Annotated in this window: 15 protein-coding genes; 9 read left to right on the forward strand and 6 right to left on the reverse strand. The window is 63.1% G+C overall.

Annotated features, from left to right (window positions below):
* Positions 1 to 5: 5 nt before the first annotated feature.
* The 6 genes from folE to ACQ4WN_RS16080 form a co-directional block, all read right to left on the reverse strand.
* The gene (gene folE, locus ACQ4WN_RS16055; RefSeq protein ID WP_436552441.1) at positions 6 to 713 is read right to left on the reverse strand and encodes a GTP cyclohydrolase I; all 708 of its coding nucleotides are present in this window, start codon (positions 711 to 713) and stop codon (positions 6 to 8) included.
* Between the two features lie 35 nt (positions 714 to 748).
* On the reverse strand, positions 749 to 1,249 hold the full coding sequence (locus tag ACQ4WN_RS16060) for a TspO/MBR family protein (protein ID WP_436552442.1): 501 nt from the start codon (positions 1,247 to 1,249) through the stop codon (positions 749 to 751).
* Entirely contained in the window at positions 1,246 to 1,695 is a 450-nt protein-coding gene (locus tag ACQ4WN_RS16065; RefSeq protein WP_436552521.1) for a nuclear transport factor 2 family protein, read from the reverse strand. Before ACQ4WN_RS16065 ends, ACQ4WN_RS16060 begins: the two co-directional genes overlap by 4 nt.
* A gap of 110 nt (positions 1,696 to 1,805) precedes the next feature.
* Positions 1,806 to 3,011, reverse strand: coding sequence for a class I SAM-dependent methyltransferase (locus tag ACQ4WN_RS16070; RefSeq protein WP_436552443.1), 1,206 nt, complete (start codon positions 3,009 to 3,011; stop codon positions 1,806 to 1,808).
* The gene (locus tag ACQ4WN_RS16075) at positions 3,008 to 3,784 is read right to left on the reverse strand and encodes a DUF1365 domain-containing protein (RefSeq protein WP_436552444.1); all 777 of its coding nucleotides are present in this window, start codon (positions 3,782 to 3,784) and stop codon (positions 3,008 to 3,010) included. Before ACQ4WN_RS16075 ends, ACQ4WN_RS16070 begins: the two co-directional genes overlap by 4 nt.
* A complete protein-coding gene (locus tag ACQ4WN_RS16080) occupies positions 3,781 to 5,064 on the reverse strand; it encodes an NAD(P)/FAD-dependent oxidoreductase (protein ID WP_436552445.1) in 1,284 nt (427 codons plus the stop codon). Before ACQ4WN_RS16080 ends, ACQ4WN_RS16075 begins: the two co-directional genes overlap by 4 nt.
* A gap of 97 nt (positions 5,065 to 5,161) precedes the next feature.
* Here ACQ4WN_RS16080 and ACQ4WN_RS16085 point away from each other — a divergent pair, with 97 nt between their 5' ends.
* From ACQ4WN_RS16085 to ACQ4WN_RS16125, 9 genes are all read left to right on the forward strand, one after another.
* Positions 5,162 to 5,767 (forward strand): TetR/AcrR family transcriptional regulator, encoded by a 606-nt coding sequence (locus ACQ4WN_RS16085; protein WP_436552446.1) that lies wholly within the window; start codon positions 5,162 to 5,164, stop codon positions 5,765 to 5,767.
* Positions 5,764 to 7,023 carry an AMP-binding protein gene (locus ACQ4WN_RS16090; RefSeq protein WP_436552447.1) on the forward strand — a complete coding sequence of 420 codons (1,260 nt, stop codon included), beginning with the start codon at positions 5,764 to 5,766 and terminating at the stop codon, positions 7,021 to 7,023. The genes ACQ4WN_RS16085 and ACQ4WN_RS16090 overlap by 4 nt, the downstream gene beginning before the upstream one ends.
* Before the next feature lie 117 nt (positions 7,024 to 7,140).
* Positions 7,141 to 7,530 carry a phosphonate transporter gene (locus tag ACQ4WN_RS16095; RefSeq protein WP_436552448.1) on the forward strand — a complete coding sequence of 130 codons (390 nt, stop codon included), beginning with the start codon at positions 7,141 to 7,143 and terminating at the stop codon, positions 7,528 to 7,530.
* Positions 7,527 to 8,888 (forward strand): sensor domain-containing diguanylate cyclase, encoded by a 1,362-nt coding sequence (locus ACQ4WN_RS16100; protein ID WP_436552449.1) that lies wholly within the window; start codon positions 7,527 to 7,529, stop codon positions 8,886 to 8,888. Before ACQ4WN_RS16095 ends, ACQ4WN_RS16100 begins: the two co-directional genes overlap by 4 nt.
* Complete coding sequence (locus tag ACQ4WN_RS16105) at positions 8,878 to 10,626, forward strand: putative bifunctional diguanylate cyclase/phosphodiesterase (RefSeq protein WP_436552450.1); 1,749 nt, start codon at positions 8,878 to 8,880, stop codon at positions 10,624 to 10,626. The genes ACQ4WN_RS16100 and ACQ4WN_RS16105 overlap by 11 nt, the downstream gene beginning before the upstream one ends.
* A 726-nt stretch (positions 10,627 to 11,352) precedes the next feature.
* Positions 11,353 to 11,733, forward strand: coding sequence for a GntR family transcriptional regulator (locus ACQ4WN_RS16110; RefSeq protein WP_436552451.1), 381 nt, complete (start codon positions 11,353 to 11,355; stop codon positions 11,731 to 11,733).
* Positions 11,730 to 12,602 (forward strand): ABC transporter ATP-binding protein, encoded by an 873-nt coding sequence (locus ACQ4WN_RS16115; protein ID WP_436552452.1) that lies wholly within the window; start codon positions 11,730 to 11,732, stop codon positions 12,600 to 12,602. The genes ACQ4WN_RS16110 and ACQ4WN_RS16115 overlap by 4 nt, the downstream gene beginning before the upstream one ends.
* Entirely contained in the window at positions 12,599 to 13,600 is a 1,002-nt protein-coding gene (locus ACQ4WN_RS16120) for a hypothetical protein (protein WP_436552453.1), read from the forward strand. The genes ACQ4WN_RS16115 and ACQ4WN_RS16120 overlap by 4 nt, the downstream gene beginning before the upstream one ends.
* 762 nt (positions 13,601 to 14,362) lie before the next feature.
* Complete coding sequence (locus ACQ4WN_RS16125; RefSeq protein WP_436552454.1) at positions 14,363 to 21,478, forward strand: hypothetical protein; 7,116 nt, start codon at positions 14,363 to 14,365, stop codon at positions 21,476 to 21,478.
* Positions 21,479 to 21,526 lie beyond the last annotated feature (48 nt).

Below are 21,526 nucleotides of genomic sequence, written 5' to 3' on the forward strand. Positions count from 1 at the left end.
GTGTATCAGCGTTTGATCAGTGAGAGGAACTCGCGCCGCAGCGCGGGGTCCTTGAGGAAAGAACCGTGCATGACGCTATTGATCATACGCGCGTCATTATCTTTAACGCCACGCCACTGCATGCAGAAGTGATCGGCCTCCATGATCACGGCCAAACCGTCCGGCTTGACCTTTTCCTGCAGCAGTTCGGCCAACTGGACCACGGCTTCTTCCTGGATCTGCGGGCGGCTCATGATCCATCCCGCCAGCCGCGCATACTTGGACAGGCCAATCAGGTTGGAGTGCTGGTTGGGCATCACACCTATCCACACCTTGCCCATGACGGGGCACAAGTGGTGCGAACAGGCGCTGCGCACGGTGATCGGACCGATGATCATCAGCTCGTTCAAGTTGGCGGCGTTGGGAAATTCTGTCACGGGCGGCGGGGCAATGTAACGCCCGCCGAACACTTCCAGCAAATACATCTTGGCCACGCGGCGCGCAGTATCCTGCGAATTGTGGTCGTTAGCGGTGTCGATCACCAGACTCTCCAGCACGCCCTGCATGCGCAGGCTGACCTCGTCCAGCAGTTCATCCATTTCGCCGCTTTCGATGTAGTCGGCGATATTGTCGTTGGCGTGGAAACGGACACCGCTGGCCATCAAGCGGGCGCGTATGCGTTCGGAGGCAGATGTGCCGGCGACACGGTAGTTAAGCTGCTTTTCATTCGTCATGGGAATTCCTTGTTGTTAGTAGTGCGTTGTTTCGTTTATCCCAGCAGTACGGGGTTGCGCTGCCAGATGCTGAAGCACAGCACCCCGGCAAAGCTGACCCATGCCAGGTAGGGCCATAGCAGCATGGCGGCGAGGCGTTCGCGGCGGCCGAACAGTACGATGGCAGCAGCGATCATCAGCCACAACACGACGATGCACGCAAACGCCGCCGCGCCCCGATGCCAGGCAAAAAATAGCCAGCTCCATAGTGCGTTGACCGCCAGCTGCGCCAGATAAAGCAGCAGCGCCGGGTACGCGCGGGGTGCAGCGGTACGACCAATGCGCCAGGCGGCGATGGCCATCATCAGATACAGCAAGCTCCACACGGGACCGAACAGCCAGGCGGGCGGTGCCCAGCCGGGGCGGTCCAGCTGCGCATAAAATACGGCTGCGTGAACGGAGGCGAACGCGCCCAGCGCTGCAAAAGCAGCGGTCAGCGCGATCCAGCCGGCCAACTGAAGCAATGCGCCGGGTTTCATGGACTTGGCCACGTTCATGCCCTCCTCTCCTTTGCTGCTGCATCGGGCACCGGCACGCGGAAGCGGCCGCGCAGCCATCGGATCGGGGCGCCGATCAGTGGCAGCTTTTCCAGCAGCTCTTCGGCGGCATCCCAGTAGTCGCGGTGCATCACGACCAGGCCGTCCGCATTAAAACGCAAATGGCTGCCGCCGGAAATCTGATACGGCACGCCGCGCAAGTGGAACACGAATAGCCAGGTGACGAAGGCCTGGTCTCCCTGCACCACGCGCTCGCCGATGATGAAGCGCGGCTGCTCGGTGTGGACAAACATGTGGCGGAAGATCGCCTCTATCGCTGCAACGCCGCACACATCGTTGAACGGATCGCGAAACTGCGCGTGTGCCGCGTAGAATTCGCCTGCCCGCCCAACGCTGTCCGGGGTTAGCGAGGCATACCATGCCAGCAGTGGTTCAGTATCGTTCATTTTGCCAGCAAAAGATAAGTGATCAGCGATGGGCCGATGCAGGATGCGCATGCGCGCCTCCCGAACATCGGCGTGACCTGGCCCAGGCGCCACAGCGACGTCATGGCCGACTAGGCCTTCTGGAGCAGGAATTGGACAACATCGGTTCGTCCCTCGTCAAAGGCAGCCTCGCAATAGGCGAAGTACATATGCCAGATCCGCATGAAGTGTTCATCGAAGCCCAGCCCCGCAATCTGCGGATGGTGCAGGCGGCAGCGAGCATCCCAGCGCCGCAGCGTTTCGGCGTAGTCGCGGCCGAAGGCGTGGCGTTCGACTGGACGCAAGCCGCAGCGGGCCGCCTGGTGCTCGAAACGTTCGACGCTGGGCAGCATCCCGCCGGGGAAAATATACTGCTGGATGAAATCGGTGCTGCTGCGGTAGCGTGGAAAATGCTGTTCGCCGATGGTGATTGACTGTATCAGCGCCTGTGCACCGGGCTTTAGCCGCGCCGCGACGGTGCGGAAATACTGCGGCCAGTACTGCTCGCCCACGGCCTCGAACATTTCAATCGACACCACGGCGTCGTACTCGCCACGCAGGTCACGGTAATCACACAGCGCCAGCTGCACGCGGTCGGTCAGCCCCAGCTCCTGCACACGGCGCTGCGCCACCTCCAGCTGCGACGGCGAAATCGTCACGCCATGCACGTGGATACCTTGCTGCGCGGCATGCTCAGCAAAGCCGCCCCAGCCGCAGCCGATTTCCAGCACGCGCTGGCCGGGCCGTAGCTGCAGCGTGTCGATGATACGCTGGTATTTGCGCCGCTGGGCGTCCTGCAGCGTCAGCTGGTAGTCGCCGTCGAACAGCGCGCTGGAATACGTCCAACTGGGATCGAGCCAGAGCTGGTAGAAGTTGTTGCCGATGTCGTAATGCGCGTGGATATTGCGCTGACTGCCCTTGCGCGTGTTGGGGCGCAGCCAGTGCCGCAGCCGATACCAGCAACGCGCCAGCGCGCCGCCGAATACCAGCTGGTTCAGCGACGCTTCGTTGCGCAGCGCCAGGCGCAGCAGCGCGGTCAGGTCGGGCGTGCTGGCCCAGCCAGCCGCGTAGGCCTCGGCAAAGCCGATGTCACCCGCGCGCAGTATGCGCTGGCAGGCGCGCCAGTCGTGCACCTTGAGCGTCGCGCCGGAGGACGCATGGGCGTCGCCGAACACCATGCGCGTATCGCAGGGGGTGATCAGTTCCAGGTGCCCGTGGCGAATATTGTTCAGTAGCCTGAGGAATAGCCGGGCGCCGGCGGGGGCGGACAGCGTGGCGGTGGACAAGGTGCGATTCATCGGACAGTCTCCTGGTGCACGGTGGTTTGATGAAAGGGGGCAGGCGGCTTGCTGAAAAACGGAACGTGTTTCAGCCAGAGCCGGAACGCCTGCCAGTGAATGCGCAACACGATGCCGAGCCCCAGCAACGGATAGCGCAGCAGGGCAGCAGCCAATGCGCTATCGGTCATCGCCACGGGACGCCCGCTGAGCGCGGTGCGCAGTAGCACGCTGTCGCCGTCGTGATAATCAAGCCCGGTGCAGTGGCTGGCACCGTCCAGGCGGAAGCGAAAGCGGTAGTGTCCCTTGACCTCGCAGAACGGCGACACATGCATCTGTTTGACAGCAGTGGCCGTGGCCGAGCCACCCGCCGTGCGGGCGATGCGCATCAGGTAGCGGTGGCATTCGCCGAAGGTGTTGTTGACCTCGGCCAGCACGGCGCGCAGCTGGCCAGCCGTGTCGTGGCAATGCCAGAAACTCACGGGATTAAACACATAGCCAGCCACGCGGGGAAAGGTTTGCAGCCAGATGTCGCCGTCGGCGTCGATGTCGTGCTCGCGCAGTAGAGCGCGCATCCATTGCTCCAGACTGGAGCCATCGCGCGGACCATAGTCGCGCCGCCATATCGACAGCGGCCGCCAGCGGTCCACGCCGAACCAGCGCGACTGACATTCGTCCAGCCGGGCCAGGTTCATGCGCACATAAAATAGCGGATAGACGAAACGGTGCGACACCGGACGCAGGCGCACATGCGTCACCTGGCCGTGCAACAGTTGGGCGGCAGGCGGCTTCATGGCAGCACACTCCAAAGTGGCGCCGTATCGAATGCTGCGGCGATGCGCAGTGCCGATTTGAGGCCGTCTTCGTGGAAGCCGTAGCCGGTCCAGGCGCCGGCGAACCAGACACCGCCCTTGCCCTGGATCTGCGCAAGCTGCTGCTGCGCGCGTACTGTCGCCAGGTCCATCACCGGGTGGGCGTAGTCGAACTTGGCCAGCAGTTTGCTGTCGGCCGGCAGGGTGTGCGGATTGAGCGTCACGATCACTGGTGCCTCGAACGGCAATGCCTGCAGCTGGTTCAGCCAGTAGCTCACGCACACGGGACGCTGTCCGTCCGACTGCGCGCCGGCCAGGTAGTTCCAGGCCGACCAGACCTTGCGCCGCCGTGGCATCAGATTCGCGTCCGTGTGCAGGTAGGCCGTGTTGGGCTGGTAGCGCACGCCGCCGAGAATAGCGCGCTCTGTCTGGCTGGCGTCGTGCAACATGGCCAGCGTGGTCGGCGCGTGGGTGGCGAACACGACGGCGTCGAACTCGTCGGCGCCCGCGCTATTGCTCCACACCTGCATCCTGCCAGCGCTGCGCCGCACGGAAACCACCGGCGTGTTCAGGCGAACGTCAGGCAGCGTGGCGGCGATCTTGTGGACATAGTGGCGGGCTCCGCCTGCGACCGTGCGCCACTGCGGACGGTCGTTGACCTGCAACAGACCGTGGTTCAGGCAGAAACGCAAAAAGGTCGCCGCGGGAAATTGCAAGATATCGTTTGGCGAACTGGACCATATTGCCGCCGCCATCGGCAGCAGATAGGCGTCGCGGAAGCGCGCGCCATAGCCCTCCTGCTGCAGAAGCTGTCCCAGCGTCAGCGCTGCCTGGTGCGAGCATTGCAGAAAGCGCTCCGCGTTGCGGTTGAAATGCAGGATGTCCCACAGCATGCGCAGGAAGGAAGGTGAGCCGGCGTTGCGGCGCTGCGCGAACACGGTATCGAGGCTGGAGCCTGCCCATTCCAGCGCGCCGCCATCCATGGACACGCCGAACGACATGTCGCTGGCGATGCTGTCGACACCCAGCTCGCCGAACAGCGCCACCAGGTTGGGATAGGTGTGCTCGTTATAAACCAGAAAGCCCGTATCAACGCCATGGCAGCGCCCTTCCAGCGTCACATCCACGGTGTTGGTGTGGCCACCAAGATAGCCGGCGACCTCGAACAGCACGACGTCGTGCTTGCGGTTGAGGAAATAGGCGCTGGCCAGGCCTGAGATGCCGGAGCCGATGATGGCGATACGTTTACGTGGCGGGTTCATGTCGTTTTGTTGTTTATTCTGACTATTCTTTTACTGGCATGCTAATATTACTACCATCAAACAACAAAAGCTACTGATTAGTATCGAAAATTTACCAATGAGTATCCTCCCAAGACTAAGCTTTAAAAATCAAGCATTTAAGCTGCGCGAGAACGCTATCCTGGATGCCGCGACGGCGATACTGAGCCAAAAAGGCTATGACTTGATGACCATGGATGACGTCGCCGGCATGGTAGGCATCTCCAAACCCAGCCTTTACAAGCACTTCAAATCAAAGGAAGAGCTAATCGGTGAGGCGCTGATACGCCTGCTCGACGGCGCTCTCGATTATGTCGCCGCGCTAGACACCTCACTCAGTCCACTACAGAAATTGTCATCGCTGCTGGAGTGGGCGCTGCGGGTACGCCTGGACGGCGGACTGCCGTTCCTGCCATCGACCAGCCCGCACGTGCGCGACATGTTGATCCGCAATGTGAAGTACATGCTGCGAGTAATGAAACTGAACCGGCAACTGGAGGCCTTGGTAAAGCTGGCGCAGCAGCAAGGACAGTTGAACCGCGAACTTCCCACCGACGTTATACTATTCAGCTATTACGCTCGAACCTGTGACCCTGCGGTCGAGTATTTGCAGAAATACAGCAAGATGGAGTCTGACGATATCGTCCGCCATATGCTCAAAGTGTCGCTTGAAGGCTTGAAGTGAAACAGAGTCAAGTGCCCTACCCACACCGCGCAAACTGGTGGCAAGACGGGGCGCTGCTGCGCCGTTTTGTGTCGGACTTCATGCATGCTGAATTGATCATGATGCGGCGCGGGAGCGCCGGTTTGCCGTCATTGCCGTGGCGTGAAGACGTGCAACTGGAAGCTGACTTGGGTATCGATTCACTGGAGCGCTACACCCTTGCGACGGCGCTGTCCGCTTGCCTGCATCTGCACGAGAGTGGCGCCGACCAGGCGTTGCTGGGGTGCACCACGCTCGATCAGTGGATCGCCTGCGCCAGTAACGGCCTGGACCAGTACAGCGCCGAGCTGCGCTTTACAAGCTCCGGCAGCAGCGGCGTGCCCAAGTCCTGCCCCCACAACCTCGACATGCTATGGCAAGAGGCGTGCTTTTTCGCAGCACAACTGGCGCAGGCGCGGCGCGTCATTTATACCGTTCCTGCGCATCACATTTACGGCTTCCTGTTCAGCGTGCTACTCCCGTTGGCATGCGGCCCGGTGCGCGCCTCGCTGGTCGATGCGAGACATATGCTTCCCATGGAATTGATCGCGCAGGCCACGGACGGGGACGTGATCATCGGCTACCCGGAACTTTGGTCCGCCGTTGCCCGACACGCCCCCATTTGGCCCAGTGGTGTTACGGGCGTGACGTCGACCGCGCCCTGCCCGCCCGAGCTGGCGCTGCAACTGACGGCGTCCGGCTTGTCTATGATAGAAGTATACGGTAGCAGCGAAACCGCAGGTGTGGGCTGGCGCACCGATGCTCACAGGCCTTATAGCTTGCTGCCGTACTGGCGGCGCTCCGCATCCGGCGACACTTTGCTGCGCCAGGCACCCGACGGCACCGAGCTGCGCTGCGACTGCCAGGATCAGATCAACTGGCAGGGCGAGCATGCTTTCGTACCCGTGGGCCGGCGCGACCAGGCAGTGCAAGTCGGTGGCACGAACGTTTATCCGGCGCAGGTGGCAGAGATGCTCAAGCGCCATCCTGGCGTAAGCGAGGCCCATGTGCGGCTGATGCGTGCGGACGAAGGGTTGCGGCTGAAGGCGTTCGTGGTGGCCGCGCACTGCGGCGAGGCCGAGCGCCTGCCGGACCAGTTGGCATCCTGGGTCAGGGAGCGCTTGCCGCCTGCAGCGCGCCCGGTGTCGTTCACGGTCGGTGCCGCTCTGCCAGTGAACCGGCAGGGCAAGCTTACCGACTGGATCATCAGCGATGGTCCAGGGGCAGATGGAGCGTAATATGGATGGACACCACGCTTGTATGGACCCACTGCCGGGTGGGGCTTGGAGACACTATACAGCTTGATTAACACGACAACAGAGATCCACTTGCGATCCGTACAGGAGTTGCTAACAATGAACATGCATGCAGAAATACAGTTTGACCAGCCTGGCATCACCATGCTGCTGGAAACGATGGATGAAGCCGCGCTCAATGCGCTCGGCTTCGGTGTCATCGGCTTCGGAAGGGACGGTCGGGTTCAGCGCTACAACACCTTCGAATCGAAGGCGGCGGGCCTCGGCGTCGAGCGCGTGCTGCAGCAGGAGCTGTTCACGGTGATCGCGCCGTGCATGAACAATTTCCTCGTCGCCCAGCGATTTGCGGACGCGCATGAAAGCGGGCAAGTCCTGGACGACACGATCAGCTATGTGCTGACACTGCGCATGCGGCCCACAAGGGTCAAGCTGCGTTTGCTGTCGGACCCGCTGGCCGATCTATCCTACGTCCTGGTACACCGCTTATGAGCAACCTCAGCCATTCTACGGAATCTCAGGAATACGAAGCGTTGCTTCAGTTTCTGTATATGGCGCCGGTCGGCCTGGTTCAACTTTCCGCGGACGGCACCATCATCATGCTCAATCCGCTTTCGGCCCAGCTGCTGATGCCGCTGAGCCGGGACGGCGAGCTGACCAACCTGTTCGATGCGCTCGCGCCGGTTGCACCAGACCTGCAACTGCAATGCAGCCAGTTTAGTGCAAGCTATGGCCAAATCTGCGATGCAACCCGGCTTTACCTGCACGCGGACGGTGCGGCCAGCGGCCCGCAGGTGCTCTCGTTGAGTATGCTGAAGCTGGATGCGGAGCGGCTGATGGCGGTACTCAACGATATCACCATGCAGGACAGGCGCGAACGGCAGCTGCGCAAGACCGACGCCTGGCTTAACGCGATCATGACCAATATTGCCGACTACGCCTTGGTGAGCCTGGACAAGCGAGGTCGCATCGAGTCCTGGAATGAAAGCATTGGCCGGGTAACTGGCCATACACCGGGCATCAAGGGGCAGCCATATGCAATTTTTTACCCCTCCGAGGCTACTGTCCCAGAACAACAACTGGACCGTTTGCGGGAGGCAGACGAGAACGGATGGACTTTGGATGAGGGAGCGAGGCTACGCGCCGACGGCAGCGAATTCTGGGGCAGTTCAATGATTTCGCCACTGCCCATCCGTCTCGATGAGAGCTCTCAGCCCATTCAGTTCACCGATGAAGAAGCTGCCTATTGCATGATCATTCGGGACATTTCAGATAAGCGTGATGCCAGCGAGAATCTTCGCAAGGCAGCTTATTGCGACCACCTCACCGGCCTGTCAAACCGCCGCGCTTTTTTCGAGGCTGCCGATCTGGAGCTACTGCGCCGCAAAAACGCCTTGCGGCCAGTGTCGCTGATCATGCTCGATGCCGACCACTTCAAGGCGATCAACGACCAATACGGTCATCCGGCAGGCGATGCCGTGCTGTGCCATCTGGCTGCCACAATGAAAAGCGTTTGTCGACAGGTTGACGTACTGGCGCGTATCGGAGGCGAAGAATTTGCGGTGATTTTGCCCTCTGTGGATCTGGCCGATGCAATGGCGGTGGCGGAGCGCTTAAGGGCCCAGGTGCAACTCATTCCCGCCATATATGAACAGCATGTCATCGCATACACTATTAGCATAGGCGTTGCGGCAATGGACGATAGCCTGACGGGATTCGACGGCCTGATGAAGCGCGCCGATCAAGCCCTGTATGCAGCGAAACGCCGAGGCCGAAACCAAGTCGCAATCTTTGACACTGATGCAGCTGATTTTCCTACGCAACATACAGGAGTAGGCCATGAGCGGTGAAAACGACAGTGCCTATGAGGCCTTAATACAGTTTTTGTATCGTGCTCCTGTTGCGCTCATACAGCTGCAAAAAGACGGCAGTATAGAGATGCTCAACCCCATGGCTTCACAATTATTAATGCCGCTCTCTCAGGATGGGGATCTTGTCAATTTCTTTCACGTACTGCAGCCGTATGCACCGGGTCTGCTGCGCCTGTGCACTGACTTCAAACCTGAGCAAGGACTGATCTGTGAAAGCATGAGGGTCGCGGTCAATGAGAATCGACGAGATCATCCTGAAAGTCCCGCAGTATTGTCACTAGGCCTGCTTAAAGTGGATGGCAATCGCTTAATGGCAATATTGCTGGACGCGACCCATGAGGTAGTCCGGGAGCAAAGCATACTGGCTAGTCGTCTCGCGAGTGCAGCAAGGCTGGATGCGTTGACACAGCTGCCTAACCGCGCAGGTGCACTTGAATTGTTACAAACAATGGCACAACGCGCACGCTCCCCGAGCGGCGATTATTGCGCTGTGCTGTTCATCAACTTTGATCGCTTCAAGCAGATTAATGACACTTTGGGCAACGAGGTCGGAGATCAGGTCATTGTTCTTGTGGCGGAACGCCTGCGCACGACTCTGAGATCCAGTAGCCGTCCACCTGGAAAGCGATCCTCGGCTGAGCTGGCAGCGAGAGTAGGAGGGGACGAGTTCGCAGTACTATTGGATGGGCTGGCTGATCAAGACGTCGCACCACGGATTGCCGCGCGCTTGCTTGACCGCCTGAGCAAACCGTACATCATTGGGAATCATGAGCTCACATGCACGTTCAGCGCCGGTGTCGTGGTGCTGAACTCTGACGCCTGTGACGCTGATGATCTGCTTCGCGACGCTGCGATAGCCATGGCCATTGCCAAGGCCGAAGGAGGAGACCGTTTTGAGGTATTTCGCCAGCAGATGCGCGAAGATGCGCTGCTGCGTGGAGGCTTGGAAACCGATCTCCGATATGCAATAGAGCGAGGGGAATTATATAATTTATATCAACCTGTGGTCGGACTCCTGGAGGGCGGGAAATTTGATCCGGCAGCAGGTGTCGAAGCCTTGGTGAGGTGGCAACATCCGGTACGAGGGATAGTCGGGCCCGTGGAGTTCATCGGCATCGCCGAGGACTGTGGCCTGATCGGTGCAATCGGTGAAAAAGTGTTGGAAATGGCATGCCGCGATTTTGTACGCTGGAAGCAACGATTGGGAGCGCGAGCGCCGCGACTGCTCGCAGTGAACTTATCACGCGCACAGCTAAGCCAAGAAGATTTATGCGACAAGGTGAATGTCATTCTTTCCGCCAGCGGAATGGAGCCAGACAAATTGCAGTTGGAGATTACCGAAAGTTTGGCGGCCCAGGGGAAAGACATCCAAGAACAGTTACTTCGCTTGAAAGCGCTTGGCGTCAAGCTCGCCCTCGATGATTTTGGAACCGGTTATTCCTCGTTATCGAGCCTGCACCTATTGCCCGTCGATACCGTCAAGATTGACCGTTCCTTTGTTTCCTTAGTCGGCACCAGCCTTCATCATGAAGTCTTGATAGAAGCAACGGTGAAAGTCGCGCGTAGCTTGGGCATGAACACGGTCGCGGAAGGAATAGAGACTGAACAGCAAGCAGCCGTGGTTTACGCCCAGGGATGCGACAAGGGCCAGGGGTATCTCTATAGTCGACCAATCACCGGAGACGCAATTGAGGAATGGTTAAGTGAAATGGCGTAGATGGAAAAGTACAGCGTATAACAGCGACATTCCAGAGATTTTCTTGCGCCTGGGATTCAGGTCATCCATGCTGAGATTCGGGGTGTCCTGCAAGTGGAACAAAATCTACGTTTGATTCACCAAGCGCATGTAAAGAGACAGCCTCAAGATTGCTAACACCAATCCTTGTCGACTGCGCTCAACATGAGACCCCTCGGGTTGCGACGAGAAGACGCTACAGAAGCGAGAAAGTGCGCTCCTCAAGCACTTGCTCCCGCGTTCCCAGATAGCCGTCAGTTCTGGTGACGAACACATCGAGTTCTGTGCTGCCATCCTGTCACCTCCGTCCATTCAGCGTGCCAAAAAAAGCGTTAATCGTATGCGCTGGATTTGGGTGCCCACGGCATTAGTGGTTTCTAGCAATCAGGCTGAATAAGCTCTCCCCGGGCAGCCAATCAAGTACTGGCCCGGAAATTGGGGCCAACTGTTCATCCAGACATCCGATCCCGTCACGAGAGGCGGTCTCCATTATTTGTTCTCGACTATGTCTGCTCATTTTCGACAATATTTAGGTGTTTGCGACTATTTTTGGTCGGAATACATATGACTAGAAAAACATCAAACTGTTGACATTTGCATTTTTACTGTTATAGTTAACTACAACACCAACTCAATACATCACGGAGCTTCGATGCCTACAGCATTTTTCACACGCCGCACCGCACCGCCCTTCTCGGAGCGCATCCCATGAGCGCGGAATGGAACGACAACAGCCCCATCTACCGCCAGCTCAAAGCCAGGGTGGTGGGCATGATGCTCGATGGCGTGCTGCAGTCCGGCGACGCCCTGCCTTCGGTGCGCCAGGTGGCGGCCGATTATCAATTGAATCCCATCACGGTCTCGCGTGCCTATCAGGAACTGGTCGACGATGCCCTGGTGGAAAAACGCAGAGGACTCGGTATGTATGTATTGGAAGGCGCCCGCGACAAATTGCTGGCCAGTGAACGCGAGCGCTTCATGCGCGAAGAATGGCCGGCGATGCTGGAACGCATCACGCAACTGGGTCTGGACTTCGATCAACTACTGCAAGCGAGCCGCGACAGTGGTGCACACGGAGAAAACGCATGAATGCATTGAACAAGGATAGCGTCATCAGCGCGCGCGGCTTGCGCAAGCAGTATGGCAAGCAGGTGGCCATCGATGGCATCAGCTTCGATATCGCGCCAGGGCGCATCGTCGGCTTGATCGGGCCTAACGGTTCCGGCAAGACCACCACCCTGAAAGCCATCCTGGGCCTGACAGGTTTCGACGGCGAACTGTCGGTGCTGGGGCGCGATCCGCGCGTGCAGCGCGACGCGCTGATGGAAGACGTGTGCTTCATCGCCGACGTGGCCATCCTGCCGGGCTGGCTGCGCGTGGCCGACGCCATCGATTTCGTTGCCGGCGTGCATCCACGTTTCGACCGCAGCAAGGCCGAACGCTACCTGGCCCACACCAAGCTGGCGCCGAAAATGAAGGTCAAGGCCATGTCGAAAGGCATGGTGGTGCAGCTGCACCTGGCACTGGTGATGGCGATCGACGCCAAACTGCTGGTGCTCGACGAGCCGACCCTGGGCCTGGACATCCTGTACCGCAAGCAGTTCTACCAGAACCTGCTGGAAGACTATTTCGATGAAAACAAGACCATCGTCATCACCACGCACCAGATCGAGGAAGTGGAACACATCCTCAGCGACCTGATGTTCATTCGCGACGGCAAGATCGTGCTGGCTTCGACCATGGAAGAGGTAGGCGAGCGCTACATCGAGGTGATGGTGGGGCCGCAACACGTCAATCCGGCGCGCGCCCTGCAGCCGATCAGCGAACGCAGCGTGTTCGGCAAGTCCGTGATGCTGTTCGACGGCGTCGCCCGCACCCAGCTGACTGCCCTCGGCGAAGTACGCACGCCCAGCCTGGCTGACCTGTTTGTCGCGACCATGAAAGGATCGTACCAATGAGTATTTCCCCTGCAAACAAGCTGCAATGGCTGCTCCGGCGCGAACTGTGGGAACACAAGGGCATGCTGGTGTGGACGCCTGCCCTGATCGGCGTCGTCATGACGGTGCTGGGCGCCCTGATGGCGGCCGCGACCGTCGCAAAGACCAAAATGCACACGGCGCTCATCGTCAATGGCGAGGAAATTTCCTGGAGCACCGTCTTCAATACCCGTACCTTCGGTCCGCGCCGCACGGAAATCATCGATGCCGTCGCCAACAACTATACGTACGCGGCTGCGCCGCTGTTCCTGGCGCTGGGCTTCCTGGTGTTTTTCTATTGCCTGAGCGCCCTGCATGACGAACGCCGCGACCGCAGCGTGCTGTTCTGGAAATCGCTGCCCATCTCGGATGCGCAAACGGTGCTGTCGAAAGCGGCCATCGCCCTGCTGGTAGCGCCGCTGATCGTGGCCGCCGCCGCCAGCCTGACTTCGCTGGCTCTGATCCTGATCCTGAGCGGCGTGCTGGCGGCCAACGGCATCCACGTGTTTGCCGAACTGCTGGGCTCTCCCGGCCTGTACCTGGGACCGCTGCGCGTGTTCGGCTTGCTGCCCGTGTATTGCCTGTGGGCCTTGCCGACGGTCGGCTGGCTGCTGATGGTCTCGAGCTGGGCCAAATCGAAAGTCTTCCTGTGGGCCGTCGGACTGCCGCTGCTGCTGCTCATTTTGACAGCCTGGGTAGGCAAGCTGACGCAGACGGAAAACGAACTCAGCTGGATACAGCTGCCTGTCTTAGGACGCGCACTGCTGGGCACCCTCCCCGGCAGCTGGTATCTGTTTGAACCGGAACTGCTGCCGCAAATGCACGCCCTGGCAACTGGAGGCTCGCACATGACACGTATCGACGTGTTCAGCAATTCCTGGTCCAGCCTGGCCTTGCCAGCCGTCTGGCTGGGTGCGGCGGCAGGCGGAGCGCTGATTTACGCCGCCATCCGCCTGCGCCGCTGGCGCGAGGAAGGCTGACAGCGCAATATCATCACTGCCCCATACAAAACGCCCCGCCCGCCGGGGCGTTTTCCATTTTGCGACCCATTTCGCCACCTGAAATAATAACTATTCTCCTGATAGTGATTATCAAAGCACATCTGCGTCAAATAAAGGCTATGCAATTGATAGTATTAAATAGATGTATAAATTACAAATAATTATTTATATCATATTTTATTGCCGATCACATTTCAGGCTTTCCCCGCAAAAAAACAACAACTAGCAATTCGATAGCGAGACATTTTTTTACTGAAAGGTGAAGAGAGACTGGAACACATCAGCAGATTCAGCCGAAATTCCCCATTTAGTGACAATCCGTGACTATTCCTTAGCGTAAAGCTAGGCAAAATAAAGTCATGAAAGTGATCAAAATGAAATTGAAAGTTTCTTAATTGAAACTACCATCAGAGTGAGCGCAGAAGTTTCCCGCATACAAACAGGGCGTTTTGACATTGTGTATCGCCAGAAAGACCGAATGCGGGTGAGGCAAAATAGCAGCAAGCGGTGCCACACACAATAAATGCATAAATAACATTATTAATATTTTTAAAGAAACGCTCTCTTGCACCAGCGATCTTTTCCCAGTTATGTTTTACTTGTCACCATCAACGACGACGACAGCAAAGTTCAATCACGGCCCAAGCCACGCCGGAGTAAGTAAGGAGAATAATTTCATTATTAATTTTTTAATATCTTAAAAAATTTCACAAATATATAACCTCTTCCGGAGACTTTCAAATGGCCACCACCCAAAATCCAGCACAAGCTCCCGTCAATACCGAAGGCGCTGCCGCCAAGATCACGACGCCCGCAAAAAAAGCTGCCAATCCAAAAAATGGCGATCGCAAGCAGTATGACGAAGACGAACTGATAAAAGGCACCGATGCAAGCGCGTCCATGCCGCCTGAAAATGTCGTGGAAGTCACGGGAAGCGCCGAGAGCGGCAATGCTGGCGCCCTGGGTGCGGCCGCAGCGGCGGCTGCGGCAGCCTTGGCAGCCGGTGGCGGTGGCGCGGCCGCAGGCCAGGCCGGCACCGGCGGCGCCGACCTCGGCACGCCGCAAAGCGATAACAACGGCGGCGCTGCAGGCGCGGCGGGCACTGGCGCAGGTGCCACCGGCATCCCCAGCGGCAGTGTCGTGGACGTTGCCGGCGCATCGGCTGGCGCGGGTGGCGGCGCCGGCGCGGGCGCAGCGGGTGGTCTGGGCGGACTTGGCGTGCTGGGTGGGCTCGGCGGCCTTGGCCTGGTTGCCGCAGCGGCAGGCGGCGGAGGCGGCTCCGGTACTGTTGGCTCCGGTACAGGTGGCACGGGCACAGGCGGCACGGGAACAGGAGGAACAGGTGGTACGGGTACTGGTGGCACCGGCGGTACGGGTGGTACCGGTACTGGTGGCACCGGCGGTACGGGTACTGGTGGCACCGGCGGTACTGGTGGCACCGGCGGTACGGGTGGCACTGGCGGTACGGGTGGTTCGACCGGCGGCCAGGGTGGCACGGGGAATCAATCCAGTACCATTACCGTCACCAACGCGGCCGTGCTGGCTGCCGCCGCCGCGGCGGCGGCAGCCGCCAATGCCCTGGCCGATGACGCCAGCGCCGCTGCGGCAGCAACCACGGCAGCAGCTTCGCTGGCTGCGGCGAATGCGGCCCTCCTGGCCGATCAACTGGCCGCACAAGCCGCAGCAGCAGCGGCGGCAGCCTTGCTCGCTGCTAATAGCGCCACCAGCGACGATGCACTGGCAGTCAGCACTGCTGCTGTCGTCCCGGGCGTGCAAGCGGCCGCTACCGCCGCCACGAATGACGACAACGCGGCCGCTGCGGCGGCCGCTACCGCCGCCATATCCCAGGCCGCCGCCACGTCGGCGCAAAATGACGATGCGGCTGCCGTCACGGCCGCCGCCAACGCTGCTGCCGCGCACGCCGCTGCCGATGCGGCACAAACGCAAGCGGACCAGACTAACGCCCCTGCGTTGCAAGCTATCGCCGATGCAGCCGACGTGGTCGCCACTGCTGCCAATACCCAGGCGGCGCTGACCGACGCGGCGGCGCTGGGTATCATCTCGGCCAATGATGCTGCTGCCGCCGCCGCTGCCACTGCGCTGGCCAATGCCACAGACGCCGCCGCACTGGATCTGGCGGCAACTGCAGCCGCCAATGCCGCCGTCGCGGCCGGCATCCAGGCCAGCCTGACGGATGCCGACGCCCTGGCGCTCGTTTCCAATGCCGATGCGGCCATTGCCGCCGCCGCCGCCAGCGTAGCCGACGCCACCGATGCCGCCGCCCTGGGCGCCGCCTCGAATGCCGCCACCACTGCGGCAGCGAATGCAGCAGCCGCCGCCAACGCCAGCGATGCCGCGGCACTGGGCATCTCCGCCACCGCCGCCGCGAATGCGGCCGCCACGGCCAATACGCAAGCGGGTCTGACCGATGCCGTCGCCTTGAGCATGGCAGCGGATGCCGCCGCAGGCGTCGCCGCCTGGGATGCATCGATTGCCAACGCCAGCGATGCCGTTGCCCTGCAAGCTGCCGCCGACGCGGCCGCGACGAACGCCGCCAATGCGCAAACACAAGCGAATATGACGGACGCACCCACTCTGGGCCTGATTGCCGACGCTGCCACAGCGGCATCGGACGCAGCACAACTCCAGGCCGGCTTGACGGATGCGGCCGCGCTGGCCCTGATTTCCAATGCCGATGCCGCCGCCGCAGCGGCTGCCGCCTTGGCCGCCAGCACGGATGCCGCCGCGCTCGATGCCGCCGCAGCGCTTGCCGCCACCGTGGCCGCGAATGCCGTCGTCACCGCCAGCCTGAGCGACGCGGCCGCCCTGCAAATCACGGCCGATGCGGCCGCCAGCACGTCCGTTAGTGCCGCCGCGCAAGCGGCATTGACGAACGCCGCCGCCCTGCAAGTAATTTCAGACGCCGATGCCAGCGCCGCGCTGGCAGCGCAAACGACGGCCAACCAGACGGATGCGGCCGCCCTCGCCGCTGCCGACGCCGCCGCCGCCAGCGATGCCGCCAATGCGCAGACAGTGGCCGACCAGACCGATGTCGTCGCCCTGCAGCAAGCGGCCGACCAGGCCGATGCCGATGCGGCAGCCGCCAATGCGCAAGCCAGCCTGCTGGACGTCAACGTCGCCCTGAATGCCTTCAATCTCGCCAACCTCGCCGCCCTGGCCGCCAACGTCACGGCTGGGCAGACCAGCGTGCTCGATCTGACGGCCACCGTCAATAGCTTGCAGCTCGGTGCCGATAATGCCGATATCACTGCCGCCCTGTTCGATGCCACCATCCTGGCCGGCATCTCCAACGCCGATGCGCTGACAGCCACCGGCCTGCAAACCATCGCCGCCGCGACCGATGCCGATGCACTGATCGCCGCCGCCGCCACTGCCGTCTCGGCGGCGGAAACGGCCGCCCTGCTGGGCGGGATCGATATCTCGGCCGTCAGCGCAGCTGCCGCGGCACAGGCCGCCGCCGCGGCAGCCGCCGCCACGGCCGCGCTGACAGACGCCGGCACGCTGGGCATCATCTCCACTGCCGATGCCGCCGCTGAACTTGCCGCCCAGGCGGCTGTCACCAGCTTGACGGCTGCCAATACGCTGGCGCAAAACGCCCTGACCACGGCACAATTTGTTGCCAATCAGACCGATGCCGTGGCCCTGGGCCTGCTCTCTTCCGCAGCCGACGCGGCCGCAGCTCTGGCCGTCACGACCGCAGGCCAGACGGACGCCGTCGCGCTGAGCCTCATCTCGAACGCCGATGCGCTGGTCGCTACCTCCGCCGCCAACCTGGCCGCGCTGACGGATGCCACGGCGCTGGGCTTGATCTCGACCGCCGATGCCAGCGTTGCCGCCACCCTGCAGGCAACGGCCAACCTGACGGACGCCGCCGCCCTGGGCCTGCTCGCCACGGCCGCCGCTGCCGCCGCCAATACGGCGACGAATGTTGCCAACCTGACCGATGCGGTGGCCCTGGGCACGCTCTCGACAGCGGCCAGCACCGCCGCCAATACGGCCGCCGCCACCGCCGCGCTGACCGACGCCACGGCATTGGGTCTGGTGGCCACGGCCGACGCGGCTGCCGCTGCCGCCCTGCAAACGACGGCCAACCTGACCGACGCGGTGGCACTGGGCCTCGTCTCGACGGTCGCCAACACGGCCGCCAGCACCGCTGCCGCCGTCGCCAGCCTGACCGATGCCGTGGCACTGGGCACCGTCTCGACAGCCGCCACGGCCGCCGCCAATACGGCAGCGGCCACAGCCGCCCTGACCGACGCCGTGGCCCTGGGCTTGACGGCCACCGTCGATGCGGCCGCCGCCACCGCCGCACAAACGACGGCCAACCTGACGGATGCCGTCGCCCTGGGCCTGGCGGCGACCGTGAATGCCACCGCCGCCACGGCGGCCGCCACCGTTGCCGGCCTCACCGATGCCGTCCTGCTGGGTACCGCCCACACGCTCGACGTCACGGCCGCCACCGTGGCAGCCACCAAAGCCGCCTTGACGGATGCCGCCGCCCTGACCACCGTCGCCAACAACGACGCCGCCAATGCCACCGCCCTGGCTGCCTATTCCACGGCCCATCCGTTCGACGTGGGAGCGGCACTGGCAGCCACCCTCGCCGCCACCAAGGCATCCTTGTCGCTCGCCGCCGCACAATCGGCGCAAGCAGACGACGCGGCGGCCGCCTCGACAGCAGCCACGGCTGCTGCATCCCTGACCGCCCTGAACAATGCGCTGGCGGCCGACAATGCCGCCACCGCCGCTGCCACCCTGGCCCTGACGTCCCAGGCGGCAGCCACAGCGGCGCAGCTGGACGATACCGCAGCGGCCACCGCCGCCGGCGTGGCAGCCACCTCGCTGGCAGCGGCCCAGGCGGCGCAGGCGGCCGATACAGCCGCCGCCACGACGGCAGCGACGGCGGCCAGTGCCCTGGCAGCCCTGAATGCTGCTCTGCAAGCGGACGCGAATGCGGCCGCCACGGCCGCCGCCGCCGTGACGGCGAGCGCGGCCACCGCTGCCGCCATCGCCGACGACCTTGCCGCAGCGACGGCCGCCACCCTGGCGGCCACCTCGCTGGCCGCTGCGCAGGCAGCACAAACGGCCGACAACGCCGCCGCCAGCGCTGCCACCATCGCCGCCAATGCGCTGGCCTCCCTGAATGCGGCCAAGGCCGACGATGTAGCAGCCGCTGCGGCTGTACTGAACTCCACCAACGCCACGGCCGCCGCCGTCGCCGCTACCGCCGCCGACACGGCTGCTGCGGCAGCAGCCGCCGTGGCAGCCATGTCGGCCGCCGCCACGCAGCACGCGCAAGCGGACGATATTGCGGCAGCCTCAGCCGCCCTCACGGCATCCATCTCGCTGGCAGCCACGCAGGCAGCGCAAGCTGCCGACCTTGCCGTCGGCACGACCGCGACGGCGGCAGCGAACGCACTGGCTGCACTGAACCTGGCCCTGAACCACGACAGCCTCGCCGCCACTGCAGCCACGGCGGCGGCCAACGCCCAGGCAGCCCTGAGTGCGGCCACGACCACACTCAACGCGGCAATCCTGTCTGCCAGCGCCTCGCTCGCCGCTACCAATGCCGCCTTGGGCGCCGACGCCACGGCGGCCAGCACGGCGGCCGCTGCAGCCGCCGCACAGGTCCTTGCCGACGCCGCTCTGCTGGCCGATGCAGGGCTGGCCGCGCTCGCGACGGCAGCCAACAATGCTCTGGCAGCAGCCAGTGCAGCGCTGGCTGCCGACGATGCCGCCGCCAATGCCGCGCACACGGCGGCGCTCTCGGCGGCCGCTACACTGGCGGCGCAACTGGCCGACACGGCAGCCCTGAATGCCCATGCCGCGCTCAACGCTGCCATCCTCAACCTGAACGCCGCAGTGACGGCCGATCTGAACGCCACGGATGCCGACAATGACAAGACGCTGAAACTGAACCTCCTCCTCGCCGCCAAGGGAGCGGCCGACGACGCGGCCCAGGCCAATGCCAACGCGGCGGCCGCCCATGCGGCGCTGGCGGCGGCCCAGGCCGACGACATGGCGGCGGCCACCGCCGCCGCCAATGCAACAGCTGCGCATGCGGCGGCGGTCGCGGCGCAAAACGCCGATGCCGCGGCAGCAACGGCAGCGGCGCAAGCGGCAACTTCGCTGGCGGCCACCCTCAATGCCCAGGCGGACGATGCCACGGCAGCAGCAGCCGCCACGGCAGCAGCCAGCGCGCAGGCTGCGCTGGACGCAGCCCTGGCCGCCGACGCCAGCGTCGCCGCCACCGCCGCCGCGGCAGCCGCCGCCCAGCTGGCAGCGCAAAACGCGCATGACGCCGATGCGGCAGCCGCAGCAGCGGCCGTCGCGGCCGCCATTACCCTGGCAGCCACGCAAGCGGCGCAGGCAGACGACGCGGCCGCCGCCCTGGCAGCGGCCAACGCGGCCAACGCCCAGGCAGCGCACAACGCCGCCGTCGCCGACGACCAGGCCGCAGCAGACGCCGCAGCAGCAGCGGCGCTGGCGCAAACGGCTGCCACGGCCGCTGCAGCAGCCGATGCCGCAGCGGCCGCCAGCGCCGCCGCAGCGGCATCCGCACTGCTCGCCGCACAAGCAGCACAAGCCGACGACACGGCCGCCAATCAGGCAGCGGCGAATGCCGCTGCCGCCGCCGCCGCGCACACGGCCGCCATCGCCGCCGATGCGCTGGCAGTCAGCACGGCGGCAACGGCCGCCAGCGCACTGGCGGCCGCCACCGCCGCACAGAACGACGACAACGCAGCAGCGGCCGCGGCCGCCACTGCCGCTATCTCGCTGGCACTCACGCAGGCGGCACAGGCCGACGATGCGGCGGCTGCTGCGGCCACCCTCAACGCCAACAACGCGGCGGCAGCCGCGCTGGCCGCCCATGCCGCCGATGCGGCCGCGCCGCTGGCGCAGGCGCAGGCCGCCGCTTCCCTGCTGGCCCTGCAAGCGGCGCAAGCCGACGATGCCGTAGCCGCCAGCGCAGCGGCAGCAGCGGCGCAAGCGCACGCCAATGCGAATGCCGCGTATGCGGACGACGCGGCGGCAGCCCAGGCCAATGCCGACGCGCAGGCAGCCGACGCAGCCCTGGCGCAAGCGAACACCATCGCCGCGCAGACCGACGCCAGCGCCCTGGCCGTCGTGGCAAATGCGGATGCGGCCCAAGCCGCCGCCGTGCAAGCCATCGCCGACCAGACCGATGCCACAGCACTCACGCAGGCGGCCGATGCGGCGGCGGCGGCGGCGCTGGCAGCGGCGCAAACGGCCGCCCTGACGGACGCCAGCGCCCTGCACCTGGCCGCCGATGCTGCAGCGGCGGCGGCCATGCAAGCGCAGGCGCAGGCTGACCTGACGGACGCCAGCTCGCTGACGGTGGCGGCAAATGCCGATGCCGCAGCAGCGGCGGCAGCCCAGGCGCTGGCCAACCTGACGGACGCGAGCCAGCTCTTCGTGCTGAGCCAGAATGCCCTGCACAACCCGCTGACGGTGACCGACTTCAGCACCGGCCTGCCAGCCGCCGGCGGTGACGTGATCGACATGTCCGCCATCGCCGACCTGACGGCAGCGGTGGCCGTCGGCGTCAATCTGAGCACGGACTTTGGCAACGACAACCTGTTCATCTTCGACGGCACGTCCGTGTCGATTGGCGCGGCGGCCAGCGCCATCGCGGCCGACAGCAGCGTCTTGTCGGGCCAGGGCTACATCGTCATCGCCGATGCGCAAAACAGCGGCGCCGTGACGGTGTATCACTCGAGTGACCTGAGCAACGCCAACGCCATCGACACGGCGCTGGTGCTGCTGAGCGGGGTAAACATCACGCAACTGACGGCGGCCAACTTCGTCGTCTGAAGCAGGGGCACCCACGCCAGGCGTCGCGCCTGGCACGGCAGCGGGAGC

Source organism: Janthinobacterium pasteuri (assembly GCF_051380775.1).
Taxonomy (GTDB): Bacteria; Pseudomonadota; Gammaproteobacteria; order Burkholderiales; family Burkholderiaceae_D; genus Janthinobacterium.